Below are 14,681 nucleotides of genomic sequence, written 5' to 3'. Positions count from 1 at the left end.
TGAATATCTCTAATGTCACTTTGCACTCAACAAATTTGCAATTTTGGAAACCAGGTATGAAAATAAATCTGGAATCTTCCCTGAAAGTGGGGGATCCATTGCATGGACACATGGTTCAGGGGCATGTAGACGGGATTGGAACCGTATCATCCATTGCTCGAGTCGCTGGTTCGTACATATTGGAAATAAGTTACCCTCCATCTATGGCAAAGTACATCTCTAGAAAGGGCTCTATATCTCTTGATGGAGTTTCTCTAACTGTGAATTCTACAGAAAACACCTCACTCAAAGTGAATATCGTTCCATATACTTGGCAAAACACATCTCTTCAGTATAGGGAAATCGGAGATAAGATGAACATAGAAACAGATCTAGTTGCAAGGTACTTAGAAACACTTCTGCAGCAACGCAATGCCACAGAATAAGGCCTGCTCTACCATCATGTGGGCAGCTTCCTCTTGCAGATTGCGCGACAAATGTCTACGATGGGCTAATACCCGCTGAGAATCCTGTTAACTAACTCTTTTAGTAGGTATGTATACGTTACAGTATGAAGAAATTGGCGATAAGATAAACATAAAAACAGATCCAGTTGCAAGGTACTTGGAAACACTTCTGCAGCAACGCAATGCCACAGAATAAGGCCTGCTCTACCATCATGTGGGCAGCTTCCTCTTGCAGATTGCGCGACAAATGTCTACGATGGGCTAATACCCGCTGAGAATCCTGTTAACTAACTCTTTCACCGTGGGTATGTACCCGTTACAGTAGAACTCGTCTTTCCCGAATTTGTACGCATTGTGCCCGGAAAACATGAGCTCCCTCTCACAATCTCCATCATGGGCAATGCTGTGAAGAGTTTTATGAATGCAGAAACTCCTTGGATCCGGCTTCACGCCGGTGTTATATTCCCCATGGTCTTTCCAGTTACTAAACTTGCAATGGCTCAGACATCCCTTGCACCCAACTTGATCTGCATGAATTTCTCTAGCCTTCTGCTCAGTCACAAAAATTACTGTATCTCCAGGTGTCTTGAGCAAAGAATTGAACCCCGCAGACATCCACGCATCAACTCGCTCTTTGTCCGAAGATTTGATGTACAATTTGCGATTTCTTACTCCGTACACAATTTCAGTGTCAAAATCTCCTTCGCACTCATCGCTGAAAGGCACTTGCCTCTCATTTCTCCCCTGCAGCTCACTTATGAACTCGTTCTCCACTGCAGAAGAATAAAACCCTGTAGGACTGAACTTGTTAAGATAAACATCGCCCGCATTTAGCGACAGGAGCCTTTTTTTCCAGGAATCTGAGATCGGACTCTCCACAGTAACAAGAGGTCTTGTTCCAAACTGAAACGCTATGTTGCCTATACGCTCATCTTCTAGCCAAGACTCCCAATCTTTTAGGTGCCACACGCCTCCAGCCATGATTAGAACCACGTCGTTCATGCCCACTTCGTTCATAAACGTTCTGATCTCAGCTACCCTTTCAAATGGAGATTCTGGCATATCAGGAGATTCACTGTTGCTTAGTCCATTGTGGCCCCCAGCCATCCATGGGTCTTCGTATACAACACCACCCAACAGATCCAGAGGAAACTTTTTGTATGATCTATTCCATAAAATTTTAAATGCCCGCATCGAAGAAACTATGGGGTAATAGTAAACGCCATACTGCGCAGCAATTTCTGCAAGCTTATACGGCATCCCTGCCCCACATGTGACGCCATGTATTAATCCACGAGAACCGCTAAGTATCCCGTGCAATATCTCGTGTACACTGCCCTGCTCCCACAGAACATTCATGTGTATCCTGCCCCGACCTTGAGATACGTCATACGCCCTCTCTGCCTGGCTTATACCACCTTTTATACTGTAGGATACGAGCTCTCTGTTGCGTTCAAATCTAGTTTTCCCCTTGTACTCCAAGGGAATGTGTTCACCATTGCTATCTATAAGATCGGGATTCGCGCCGGAAAAAGTTCCCACCGCATCAGCGGCTGCAAACGCCCCTGAAGTACTGCCGTTACTTACCCCTATGCCTTTTCCTCCTTCCACTATAGGCCAGACTTCACGACCTGAAATACAAACTTTTCGAATTCCTTTTAGCAAGAAAAATCCCCTCCCCTTTTTTGATCTAAAGGCTGCATATTTCATAAAAAATATGCACCACCAGACGGGCTAAAGTGTACCTTCTACTGAATTTGCAGTCAATTGAAATGAAATTTCAGGCAGGTTTTGATGAATGCTAAGCACGCACCTTAAAGTACAGACTATTCGGCACTATGTGACTCTTCGGCACTCACAATTATGCGCAATACAGAGTCGTATATATTGTCACTACAGTGGGTTAATGAAACAGACAAATAAGTCCAATTACACACGTTTCACAACTGCTAATGTTCCCCCGCGAGTCAGAGAAGTGACGACAATTTATGTTTTCACAAGAAGTGCAAAATGCTATACCCTGAGGGTTCTTGACCTTTTATAATCTTCTCATGACAAGTACACCAATAGTTACAAAGTTGAAAAACAACTTTTCTGTAATATCTGAAAGAGTTCCTGATGTTAACTCAGTGGGCATAAACATATGGGTAGCAGCTGGTAGCAGACATGAAACTGATGACAAAATTGGGCTTGCTCATTTTTTAGAGCATATGGCTTTCAAGGGTACCAGTACGCGGTCAGCCTTGGACATAGCTAAAACTTTCGATGTGATAGGAGGAAATTTTAATGCCTACACAGACAAAGAACATACTGTGTACCATGTAAAGGTCATGAAAAATGATGCACAAGTGGCGCTAGAAGTGCTTGCAGATATTATCATCAACTCTACCTTTCCTGACGAAGAAATAGGAAGAGAGAAGGATGTAGTGCTACAGGAAATATACCAGACCAATGATTCCCCCAGTAGCCTCATATTTGATAAGTACCTGGAAGCTGCGTATGGAAACGGGCAAATTTTTGGCAGATCCATTTTGGGATCAGAAGATTCTGTACGAAACTTCTCGAAAAGTGATCTCGTGGAGCATATGCGCAAACATTACTTTAGCGGCAACATGATTCTGTCCCTTGCTGGAGATCTTTCACACGATGAGGTACTACGCATGTCTCAAGCATTCGAACAGGTACAAGATAGAGAGGGCGCTGCGGTAACGACCTCAACGTATACTGGAGGTGAGTACCTTGAGGAACGGGATCTTGAGCAGGTTAACATCATGCTCGGGTTTCCAGGTGTAGACTATAATGACCACAGGTACTACCATATGCAGGTCTTGGATTCCATACTTGGAAATGGTCTGTCTTCTAGGCTATTTCAAGAGGTGCGAGAAAAGCTGGGCCTTGTATACAGCATATCCTCATTCAACATCAGTTATTCTGATGGCGGGATTTTTTCTATACATGCAGCAACAGATAGTGGGAAGCTTCCAACCTTGATAAAAACCGTGACGACTGAACTCAAAAAATTGCCTCACGACGTGACAGAAGCTGAGCTTACCAGGACGAAGAGCAAACTTGTATCAGAAGTTCTTATGTCTAGGGAAAGCACAGTGGCAAAATCTGAGGCAACGGGATACCACTATACTCATCATGGAAGGTATATCTCCAAAGAAGAAATCATCCAAAAAATAAACGCTGTTAGTCTGGCAGATGTCAAATCTGCGGCGGAGTTTCTTTTAAGTAGTCGCTCCAACATGACTCTCGCTGCAATAGGTAAGCTTGGACCTTTGGAGAATGGTTATAGGGAGAAAATATCGTCTATGCTTTCGTAGCGTAGGCGGCGACCCTGTCTAAAACTCAACAGAATCTAACACGGTGATCACACTACTTTTATGTTCTAAGTACCAGACCTCTCAGCTATATATCTTTCTATCTCTTCCGATATTGAACGAAAATCGTGTGCAGCATCATACCTGTTACCATTGATGAAAAAGGCGGGAGTAGAGTTCACGTCCAACCTGCTAACAGCCAAGAATTTCTTTTGGATAACGTAGTCCATTATAGACTCATCTGTTGTGCATCGTTTAAATTCTTTGTCGGATATGTTGCTTATCTTGGCCACGTTTGATAGAAGCCCTAAATCCTTGCGTGTAGCTATAAACGTATCAAACGAACTAAAGACTGCTTTCATGTATGAGAAAAACTTGTCACTCCCCTTATAGCATGTACCTAACATGGCAGCAGTGAGTGACAGTCTATCAAGGGGAAAATCCCTAAATATGTACAAGACTTTACCCGTATCTACGTACTCACTTTTGATTCTGGGAAACACTTTAGTACTGAAATCTGCACAGTGCGAACAAGTGAAAGAGGCATACTCAATAATCACAACCGGAGCTTCCAAACTTCCTAAAAACCTGTCGTCAGGAAGAACACCCAAGAGTTCCATAGTACTGGGTGAATCTTTGCTTTCGTTAGAAATGGCCTGACTATCGTCACTTTTTGCGTATGCAGAATGAAGAGACACTGCACACAAACCAAGTGCACACACTACGAACCACAAAATCCTAGTAGACCTCATACCCACTCTCCTCAACTCAACCTTTAACACACTGTCAGGAGCGAAACTGCACAATCAGTAGTAATTTTTGCTATAGACTTCTAACTCTTCTTCTGTTTCTCATACATTTCCTCGAAGTTTATGACATCCAACATAAGGGGAGGAAATCCCGCAGTGGAAGTCATTCTAGATATTACTTCTCTCACAAACGGAAACAGGATACTAGGTGCATCTATGAGCAAAGCCTCCTTGATGTCTTCTTCTTCCTGTTTTGTATCATCTTCTATCGAAAAGACACCACAGTATTTTACTTCACATATAAACGCTGAAATCTTCTCAACCACAGACTCAATGTTTATACTAAGAGTAACCTCATACACGTATCCATCTTCCTCTCCATCACCCTGTTTTACTGGCAACGAAGCAGAAGCAACGTTAACTGATATGTTTATTTCAGGTGGCTTCTTACTAATCATAAGAAAAACCTTGGGAGCGTTAGGATTCTCAAACGACAAATCCTTGATATACTGCCCCCTTACTTTCAATTTTGGCCGCATTTCATTAACCCTCTGGGCGAAAAATATCGCAATTAATTGTTGATTAACACTGGGCAGACTATAATATGGTTAGGTAATCTTGTATATAGCCTTTGTGAAAAATTGTGGATTGGTATGGTTGAATTGGTAATATACGCATTCGTTGCGGCGTTTATCTTTTGTCGTCTATACAGTTCCTTCGGAAAGGCTCCCGGTAGTATAAGTTTGTCGGATGGGTACTTGAAGCCAAGTGCCTCTTGCATCGACGGTTCCCAATGTAGCACAGATGAAAAACCTGCTGACTTGTCTTTTGAGTCCGTCAGTGAGCAGGATAGGCTATGCGAGGTGTTACCTGCGCTGGAGGAGCTAAAGGCTCTAAATAAAGAATTTTCTGTAGAGCATTTCATCACAGGAGCAGCTGCGGCTTTTGAAGTCATAATGGGTGCATTAAACAGGGGTGACGTAGAATTGTTGTCCTCCCTATTGCGCGATGATCTTTGTGCTGTATTCAAGCAGGAAATTGAGCGTCGCAAAGAGGCGGGACATGTCCACGAGGATGTCGTAGTTAGCATAGTATCACAGAAAGTGTATGCTGCTCGCATGGTAGGCGGCGTAGCATCCATCACAGTTAGGTTTGTAACTCAACAAATAAACATAATTCGCAATGACAAGAGGGAAATTGTCTCTGGCAGCATTTCTGAGATCAACATTGTAGAGGATTACTGGACTTTTGAGAAGAATGCAGATTCGCCAGATAGAAAATGGTACCTCGCTTCTACGAAGCTCCAAGCGTAGCGTTGCTGCTTCTTTTCCCTTTTACACTTCAGAATTTCAAATCCCACTGTGGGTATAACACAGGTACAACCGCCACAGCTTTGGTAAGTATCTGACTTGTAGAAGAACTACTAAAGAATGCAAAAGACTATCCAGATGAGTATCTTTCCTCTACAAACTGCATCCGCGTGGCATTGCGGCTTTTCCTCTCCACTTTAGAATGCCAAATCCCACTGTACCTATTAGGCATAACACAGGTACAATCGTCACAGTAAAGTGCCCCAAGTTGCGTTCAAAACGTAGATTCTCCAGCCACAGTCAGGCACCTAGGTTGTGATAGTGAACTTTCTAGAGGAATACAGATTCCGCCCCTCACAATCGAGCATCTAAATTGCAGCAGACTCCGAGAAGAATTAGATTCTCCCATCACGGCCGAGCACTAAGGTAAAAGTTCTAGCAAAACGTAGATCTGTACACTGCAAGCATGACACATGTGCAACCGTCACAGCTTTGACAAGTATCTAACTTGTAGAAGAACTACTCTGAAGAATGCAGATTCGCCAGATAGAAAATGGTGCCTCGCTTCTACGAAGCTCCAAGCGTAGCGTTGCGGCTTCTACCTTTTACACTTCAGAATTTCAAACCCTATGTGTGGGCATTACACAGGTACAGCCACAGTCAAGTGCCCCAAGTTGCATTCAAAACGTAGATTCTCACGCCACAGTCAGGCACCTAAGTTGTGAACCTTAGAAAAGAATGCAGATGCCGGCCCCTCACAACCGAGCATCTAAATTGCAGCAGACTCCGAGAAGAATTAGATTCTCCCATCACGGCCGAGCACTAAGGTAAAAGTTCTAGCAAAACGTAGATCTGTACACTGCAAGCATGACACATGTGCAACCGTCACAGCTTTGACAAGTATCTAACTTGTAGAAGAACTACTCTGAAGAATGCAGATTCGCCAGATAGAAAATGGTACCTCGCTTCTACGAAGCTCCAAGCGTAGCGTTGCGGCTTCTTTTCCCTTTTACACTTCAGAATTTCAAACCCTATGTGTGGGCATTACACAAACACCATCATCGCAGCCGAGCACCCAGGTCAAAGTTCGAGCAAAACGTAGGTTTGCCACTGCGAGCATGACACATGTGCAACCGTCACAGCTTTGACAAGTATCTAACTTGTAGAAGAACTACTAAAGAATGCAGACTATCCAGATGAGTATCTTTCCTTTACAAAACTGCATCCGCGTAGCATCAATGTTTTTCCTCTCTCCACTTTAGAATGCCAAATCCCACTGTACCTATTAGACATAACACAGGTACAACCGCCACAGCTTTGATAAGTACCTCCTTTCCATACAGTGCATGTCCGCCGATTATCTCACCTGTCCAATACGTATTCACAACAAACGCGATAAAAGTATGAAAGAAGTACCCAAAAACCATAATAACCATATTTGATACCGCCGTTGCCAGAGCGACTGCAGATTCTCCTACGTACTCTATGGCCTTGCACACAGCAACCAATTGGTAAGCCGCACAAAAGCCAATAATTAGGAGTAGGACAAATACCTTGGTCACAGTCCCGCACCCACCACTCAATATTGATACGAACGCGAGTATATTTGCCATTCCGCAGTTGATTATTATGCTGTACCCGTTGTACGCCTTAGTAAGCATGTAACTCAATACCAAAGACCCTAAACATACACCCACAAATACCGTTGATGGAAGCGTAGCAGCAGCTTCTTCTCCTATGCCACAGACCTCCGACAATACCGCAGTTACCCATCCGTCAGCGAATCCCTCAAGAGAGCCTATCATGCAGCCTCCCAATAGACTTATTACTATCAAGCGCCCATTACAGACCACGGACTTTACTTGTTCGTAAACCCCATATTTCTTCGCAGATGTACCATCCCTCGTATCAAACAGTAGCATTGAACTGAAAACGGAGAAAATGGCACCCAGCACTACCATAGCCGCAATCATTTTCGTCCATCCCATAGACACTGACAGAGTCAATAAAGGCATCCCCCCGTACATAGCGCCAAAAAATCCTATTACCATGGCAACAGACGTCATGATGGCAAATCTCTTGCCGTAATACATATTTGACACTTTGAAAATGGACAGAGCAGCAGCTGCTGACCCCATTCCTGTTATAACTCTTCCAACCTGAACCAACTCCCACGATTTAGCAAGCAACGGAGCGACTCCCAGCACTGCAAGAAAAATGCAAATCGGCACCACCTTCTTAGGGCCGTATCTGTCTATGAGGACTCCCAATGGTATGTGTACCGCAGTATAACCAACATAATACAGCGCAGAAAACTGCCCTAATGCAAAAGCACCAACTTCATATCTTTCCATTAGAATCTCAGAAAATGTGTTGGGCATAACGCGAAATATGTATTGTAGAGCATAGAACATGGCGATAAGAAACCACGCAAAGAAACCCCTGCTTGCAAAACCCACACTACTGTTACTCATGTTGTGAATCTCTCATAATCTATTTGCGGGCCTCATGATAACTGAGAGCAGTTATTTAGTACAGAACATAACTCCACGAAAAAGCATTTACTCTGTATTTTCTCTCATCGCTTCTCTGTGTTCGTTGAATAATTCAACCACCTTTTTGTGAACATCGTATATGTCGTTCACTTCTTCGCTTTCCAGACACTGGATGAGTCTGCACCTGTGGGGGTTTTTCTCTACAACATACCTAAACCCATCTCGGACTCTGTTGTAGAAATCAACATCGCTACTCTCGTACCCATTACGAGAAGCACGTGATAGCGACTCCTCTACTGGAACATCTATAACAAACGTAATATCAGGAGACCTTCCTTCCGTTACAATCTCGTTTAGCTGCTCTATCAGCTCCAAGCTAATACCATGACCATAACCCTGATACGCAACTGTAGAGTCTATGCACCTGTCGCTTACCACAATCTTATTCTGACGCAGGGCATTATTGATGATCTTAGAGAAACTTTCCCTACGCGTAGCTAAAAAGAGAAGAAGTTCTGTAGTACTGTCAGCTTTGTAATCAGTGGAGCATAGCACCATTTCGCGCAAAAGTTCATTGAACGACGTGCCACCTGGTTCTCTCGTCAGAACAACGTTGTTCTCTCCATATATCTCGGACAGGTACCTAGCAAATAGCATGGCTTGTGTGGTTTTCCCACACCCATCCATCCCCTCAAAAGTGATAAGCATCCCCTTCAAGAGCGACTCCCCCCTACACTACAGGCTACAGACTTACTAAGCGCGTGTATAGACTCCAAAGTATTGACATTTATACCACGCGCAGAACCATCACCTATCCTACGCAACAGCCCTGTTAACACCGCACCAGGCCCCACTTCTATGAACTCTGAACATCCTGCATTTAACAGATACAACATGCTCTCTCTCCACCGCACTCTCTGAACAACCTGCTGCGCAACAAGATCTACAATGCTTTCACAACCCGTATTATGTTCACGTGCAGAAACATTATACACAACCTTAATCTTGGGCTCTCCTATGTCAACAGAATTCATAAAATCTCTTACCCTGTCATGCGCACATCGCATTAAAGACGTGTGAAACGGGCCACTAACCTTCAATCTAATAGCTCTCTTTATACCTGCGCTAGCGGCAAGTTCCGGTACAACTGATAGGGCTTCTTCCACCCCACTAACCACCACCTGACCTTCACAGTTATCATTAGCTATCTCACAAACCCCATGCTCAGAAGCCTTGCGCACGATCTCAGAAACCACATCAAGAGTGCCTCCTATCAAGGCTATCATCCCACCACAACTAAGACACGATGCTTCGTGCATAGCCTTACTACGAACTTCCAAAAGCTTTGTCACCGTACTTAAGTCCAAAACTCCAGACACATGTAATGCAGAGTACTCGCCCACAGAGTGTCCCGCAGAGTACCCAGCTACATCTTGGATTTTAATCCCATGTATGGATTCTATAGCACGCACAGTAGCTACAGAAACAGCCATCAGTGAAAGCTGCGCGTTGTCCGTTGCGGTCAACTTTTCTTCCGGACCATGGAAAATAATTTCTGATAACGACCTACCCAAGATGTCATCAATCTCGCGGAAGACATCACGAGCTGCGGGAAAATTATCATACAAGTCCTTTCCCATCCCCACAAACTGAGAACCCTGTCCGGGAAACATAAATACAACAGTCACAATACCCTGTTTCATAGGTGCGTTAACGCGCAATTATTACCTAACGCAATTCAAGTAGTCAAAACTATTTATAATTATGCACCTGGAACTACACACGCATACAGGAAACTTATGCCAATACCATAGGCAATATTACGCATTGAAAAGATTGCGTTTTTGATTAGCACATATCTACAGTGATAATTATGTCACTGTGGATGTCGCATTGACATGAACGGTTTACACTGTTAGAATCCAGCGGGTTTGTGGCGTATGGTTGGGAGATTATGAAGAAAGGTATACATCCTGAGGTTTATCCTATAACTGTTGTTTTCACGAACGGTGAGGAGAGGGAGATGCTCTCTACCTGTGGCAAAAAGAATGAAATGGTACGGGTGCACCTGGAAAGCGACAGGTTCAATCACCCAGCTTGGAATCCTGGGCTTAGGTCTGGGGTTACACGGAATAGCCGCGCGGCTAAGTTTCTTAGCAAGTTTGGAGATCTGTGAGATAGATTTGTGCAGTGTGTTGCTCCCAAGGGTAATCGCAAGTATCGCAGAATAGGTTACATATCGTCTGACAGCTGTGGGGAGTCAAAGATTGCTTGCCTGCGTGACTTTTGTGATGTGGTAAGTCTCAAGGACGACGCGTGCGCTGAGATTGATCTGCTAGTCGTAGTGGGCGGTGACGGGCTAATGTTGCATAGTCTTCACAATCACGTGGTATATGCTAAAAAGAGCATACCTGTGTATGGTGTAAAGCACGGCACAGTGGGTTTTTTACTTAATACACATAGCGAAGATGATCTTCCCAACAAGATAGAGCAGGCCGTAGCCACCAAATTGAAGCTGTTACGCATGACAGCACAGGATATCGACGGTAACTCGTTCAGTGCCCTTGCCGTCAATGAAGTCTCACTATTCAGGGGGACGCATCAAGCGGCAAAATTGAAAATAACCGTCGACAATAAAGTTGTGATGGAAGAACTAGTTGCAGATGGAGTGATAGTGGCCAGTCCCGCGGGTAGCACCGCATATAACTTTTCTGCGGGGGGACCTATACTTCCATTTAATTCGAATGTTTTATCCCTAACATCCATAAACTCCTTTAGGCCTAGAAGGTGGCGTGGTGCACTATTGCCTAACAGTGCTGTCATAGAAATTGAAGTCCTTATGCCAAGCGACAGAAGAGTTAGCGTAGTTGCAGATTATACAGAATTCAAAAGTATACAGAATATACAAATAAAACAGGATTGTTTCGCGGAAGTCACTCTCATGTTCGATCCTGGACATGGTTTAGAAGAGAGAATGATAGCCGAACAGTTCATCACATAGTGTTCTTACACTGTTGCGCATCGTTGTCAAAAATTCTATACTTCTCACAGTAGAGTTTATGGAAATTTCATGAGGGCTGCCTACTCGTTCGACGATGTTTTGATTGTACCTTCATTCTCTGATATTTTGCCTGCAGAAACGGATGTTAGCACTTACGTGACTCGCGATATTAAAATGCAGGTACCAGTGATGTCTGCTGCCATGGATACAGTCACGGAAGCCAGGCTTGCTATATCGATAGCGCAGCACGGAGGCATAGGATGTATTCACAAGAATTTGTCTATAGAAAACCAAGTATCGGAAGTACAAAAGGTTAAGAAATACGAGAGCTGGATAGTGTGTGGTCCTGTTACAGTCACGCCTGATACACATTTAAAGACCGCGCTGGAAATCATGTGCAGGCACAGCTGTTCCGGAATTCCTGTGGTCGCTGACAACGACATTTTGGTAGGTATCATCACAAACAGGGACGTGAGATTTGTGGAAAACAGGGACTGCCTGGTCCGTGATGTAATGACAAAAACTGATCTTGTGACTGTAAAAGAGGGTATAAGCCAGTTGGAGGCGATGCGACTTCTGCACAAGCACAAGATAGAGCGACTTATAGTGACGGATGACCAAGGGCGCTGCATTGGATTAATTACGGTGAAAGACATAGAAAAATTCAATAAGTTTCCTAATTCATGCAAAGATTCGAAAGCACGTTTGAGGGTTGCTGCTGCGGTAGGTGCGGGTACGAAAGAAGGCATAGAGCGCGCTGAGGCGCTGTTACATGCAGATGCAGACATCATCGTAGTTGATACCGCACATGGGCACTCTAGTAGAGTTCTTGAGACAATACGTGAAATAAAATCCTTATACCCCTACGCTCAGGTAGTGGGTGGAAATGTAGCTACTGCGGACGGAGCCAGAGCTTTAATTGAAGCGGGGGTTGATGCAGTGAAAGTAGGCATGGGACCTGGTTCCATATGCACTACACGGATTGTTACTGGTGTTGGCATACCACAATTTTCTGCTATACAGGATGTCGCTGCTGTGTGTGCGGGCACGGGTGTGCGCGTAATAGCTGATGGTGGGATCAAGCATTCCGGGGACATAGCAAAATCGATAGCCGCGGGTGCTGATGTGGTTATGATAGGGTCGATTTTTGCAGGCACGGACGAAAGTCCGGGAGACACTGTGATATACAATGGCCGTGCATATAAGTGCTACAGGGGCATGGGATCCATAAAGGCAATGCAAGAAGGAGCAAGTGACAGATATAGCCAGGAGGGTAGCAGCAAGTTTATCCCAGAAGGCGTTGAGGGCAGAGTTCCTTTTAAGGGCGCAGCTTCTGAAGTGATATATCAATTAGTGGGGGGATTAAAGTCTTCCATGGGATACACCGGGAATAAAAATATTGATGAGATGAAGAGTAACTGCAAATTTGTAATTATAACCCCATCGGGCCTCAGTGAAAGTCACGTACACGATGTCACTATAACTCACGAAACTCCCAATTATCACTCTCCTTACCAAAAATTCTATTGATACAGCGGGGTGTTATTACGCGAGTGCGCGCATCCGCGCAAGACAGAGGCAGTGCCATGTTTGATACCTCACAAATGTGGTATTACAGAAGGAACTCTACTTTTATGCCACGCAAAAAGAAAAGGATAGAGTCTATAACCAAACTTGCACATAAGAGACGGAGAAATCTTCAGAAGTCTAGGTAACAGAAAGAAACGATGTAATAACTTTAATCCTGCATAGAGGCCACATTAATTTAGTAAAAGATCTTGAAGAAAAAGGGAAGGAATAAGCGTGTAGCACTCACAATAGTCAGCCCCCTAAGAACTGTGCGCAGGATTAAACAAAAAGTGTGGTGCAACAACTTTAGCCCACTACGAAAGCACCATTAATTGATGGGTATTGCAAAAAAAAGGACGAGGCTCTGCACGCAACAAAACTGGCACACCTGGGCTAGAAACTCTATAAGAACTCGGTGCAGGTTAGGGAAAAAAATGTAGTGCAATAAATCCGCAGATTGACGGAACTTTACCTGCAGCCCCGTGCAAGAAGAAAGAAGTGCTGAATAGCTTCTTTAGCCCAGTACGAAATCACTATTGGTTGGTGAATCTGTAGAAAAGAGAAGAAAAAACACAGCTCTTAGCGTTAGTAGTAAGCACACGGGGAGACAAGAAGCTCTATGAAAGACTGGTGCGCATCAAGCGAGAAGCGATGCAATATGCTTGGGATAAATGTTTACAAGTCGTATAAAGTAGAAAAAACGGCACAGTACAACTCAATAGTGAGCATATAAAACATACTTTGGACAAAGAAACTCTGTAAAACTCAGCGCAGAACTGAGCAAAAAAGTTAAAAGACCTTAGTACTTTACAGATGGATCCCCACTTGTAGGCCACGCAAAAAGAAAAGAGTAGGGTCTATAACCAAACTTGCACATAAGAGAGAGAGAAATCTTCAGAAGTCTAGTCAAAGCAAAAAGTGACGAATAATATCTATCACGGAAGATTGTGTTTGTAGGTTGTAGAGAAAAAGAATGAAAGCCTGCACGTCGGACTCCTAACAATGAGCAGAACCTACAAAACCTTAGTGCAGAATAAAATAAAGAAAGCTGTGTAATACACTAATCCATTACATATAGATCACTATTGATTAGTGTATATTGCAGGCGCGTGTACTAAACAATGAGCACACAAACCCTATAATCCCGGTGTGCAGAATCAAGGAAGAAGAACTGCGTAGTAACTCTAATCCATCACAAATGGAGCTCCGCTTTTTGAAAAGTAGATTTGGCAAAAAAAAAGAAGGGGGCACGTGCTAGACTCAACAGTTAACACACCCCTATAAGAACTGGGCGCAGGATTAAACAAAAAGTGTAGTGCAACAACTTTAGCCCAGTACGAAATCTCCATTAATTGATGGGTATTGCAAGAAAAAGGACGGCGCGTGTACCAAAAATAATGAATACACAAACCCCATAAAACCCGGTGCCGAATCAAGGAAGAAGAGCTGCGTAGTAACCCCTATAATCCATTACAGACGGATCACCACTTGAAAAGTAGATTTCTCACAAGAAGTGGGAAGAGAAGAAAAAACACAGCTCTTAGCGCTAACAATAGTAAGCACACGGAGACAAGAAGCTCTATGAAAGACTGGTGCGAATCCAGCTAGGAATGGCACAACAACTTTGGGCCCGTCAATTGATATGGGTACAATTTTTGAAGAAAAAGAAATAAAAACAGCCCGGAACCATAATAAAACCGAGCGCTCAAGTCGGGAAAAACCCTTTTAAAAAGAAAAGGCTGGCAGCGACCCTCTCTCCCGTGTCTTAAGACAAAGTACCACAGGCGC

At 43.8% G+C, this 14,681-nt stretch carries 12 protein-coding genes; 6 read left to right on the top strand and 6 right to left on the bottom strand.

Annotated features, from left to right (window positions below; translation table 11 throughout):
- On the top strand, nt 1-425 hold a 425-nt coding region (locus R4I06_RS02895), incomplete at its 5' end, for a riboflavin synthase (RefSeq protein ID WP_334414041.1).
- 282 nt (nt 426-707) lie between these two features.
- Here the strand turns inward: R4I06_RS02895 and R4I06_RS02890 are convergent.
- A complete protein-coding gene (locus tag R4I06_RS02890; RefSeq protein WP_334414043.1) occupies nt 708-2,111 on the bottom strand; it encodes an NAD(P)H-dependent flavin oxidoreductase in 1,404 nt (467 codons plus the stop codon).
- Between the two features lie 386 nt (nt 2,112-2,497).
- Here R4I06_RS02890 and R4I06_RS02885 point away from each other — a divergent pair, with 386 nt between their 5' ends.
- Complete coding sequence (locus R4I06_RS02885; RefSeq protein ID WP_334414040.1) at nt 2,498-3,772, top strand: M16 family metallopeptidase; 1,275 nt, start codon at nt 2,498-2,500, stop codon at nt 3,770-3,772.
- 65 nt (nt 3,773-3,837) lie between these two features.
- On the opposite strand, the gene R4I06_RS02880 is transcribed toward R4I06_RS02885, so the two are convergent.
- Together R4I06_RS02880 and secB are read right to left on the bottom strand one after the other, a co-directional pair.
- The gene (locus tag R4I06_RS02880; RefSeq protein WP_334414039.1) at nt 3,838-4,521 is read right to left on the bottom strand and encodes a DsbA family protein; all 684 of its coding nucleotides are present in this window, start codon (nt 4,519-4,521) and stop codon (nt 3,838-3,840) included.
- A gap of 80 nt (nt 4,522-4,601) precedes the next feature.
- Nucleotides 4,602-5,057 (bottom strand): protein-export chaperone SecB, encoded by a 456-nt coding sequence (secB, locus tag R4I06_RS02875; RefSeq protein WP_334414038.1) that lies wholly within the window; start codon nt 5,055-5,057, stop codon nt 4,602-4,604.
- Nucleotides 5,058-5,171: 114 nt separating this feature from the next.
- Here secB and R4I06_RS02870 point away from each other — a divergent pair, with 114 nt between their 5' ends.
- Nucleotides 5,172-5,831 (top strand): Tim44/TimA family putative adaptor protein, encoded by a 660-nt coding sequence (locus R4I06_RS02870; RefSeq protein ID WP_334414037.1) that lies wholly within the window; start codon nt 5,172-5,174, stop codon nt 5,829-5,831.
- Between the two features lie 1,232 nt (nt 5,832-7,063).
- On the opposite strand, the gene R4I06_RS02865 is transcribed toward R4I06_RS02870, so the two are convergent.
- The 3 genes from R4I06_RS02865 to fabD form a co-directional block, all read right to left on the bottom strand.
- Nucleotides 7,064-8,302, bottom strand: a complete 1,239-nt coding sequence (locus R4I06_RS02865) for an MFS transporter (protein ID WP_334414036.1) — start codon at nt 8,300-8,302, stop codon at nt 7,064-7,066.
- Nucleotides 8,303-8,389: 87 nt separating this feature from the next.
- A complete protein-coding gene (gene tmk / locus R4I06_RS02860; protein ID WP_334414042.1) occupies nt 8,390-9,031 on the bottom strand; it encodes a dTMP kinase in 642 nt (213 codons plus the stop codon).
- 5 nt (nt 9,032-9,036) lie between these two features.
- Complete coding sequence (gene fabD / locus R4I06_RS02855; protein ID WP_334414035.1) at nt 9,037-10,011, bottom strand: ACP S-malonyltransferase; 975 nt, start codon at nt 10,009-10,011, stop codon at nt 9,037-9,039.
- Between the two features lie 266 nt (nt 10,012-10,277).
- Between fabD and rpmE the strand changes: the two genes are divergently transcribed.
- From rpmE to guaB, 3 genes are all read left to right on the top strand, one after another.
- Nucleotides 10,278-10,499: a 50S ribosomal protein L31 gene (gene rpmE / locus R4I06_RS02850; RefSeq protein WP_334414034.1), complete on the top strand. Its 222-nt coding sequence runs from the start codon at nt 10,278-10,280 to the stop codon at nt 10,497-10,499.
- Between the two features lie 9 nt (nt 10,500-10,508).
- Complete coding sequence (locus R4I06_RS02845) at nt 10,509-11,324, top strand: NAD kinase (RefSeq protein WP_334414033.1); 816 nt, start codon at nt 10,509-10,511, stop codon at nt 11,322-11,324.
- A gap of 69 nt (nt 11,325-11,393) precedes the next feature.
- Nucleotides 11,394-12,854 carry an IMP dehydrogenase gene (guaB, locus tag R4I06_RS02840; protein ID WP_334414031.1) on the top strand — a complete coding sequence of 487 codons (1,461 nt, stop codon included), beginning with the start codon at nt 11,394-11,396 and terminating at the stop codon, nt 12,852-12,854.
- Nucleotides 12,855-14,681 lie beyond the last annotated feature (1,827 nt).

It is taken from the genome of Anaplasma bovis, assembly GCF_036903315.1.
GTDB lineage: Bacteria > Pseudomonadota > Alphaproteobacteria > Rickettsiales > Anaplasmataceae > Anaplasma > Anaplasma bovis.
Note: the sequence above shows the minus strand (reverse complement) of the source record. Positions and strands in the feature narration are given on the sequence as shown.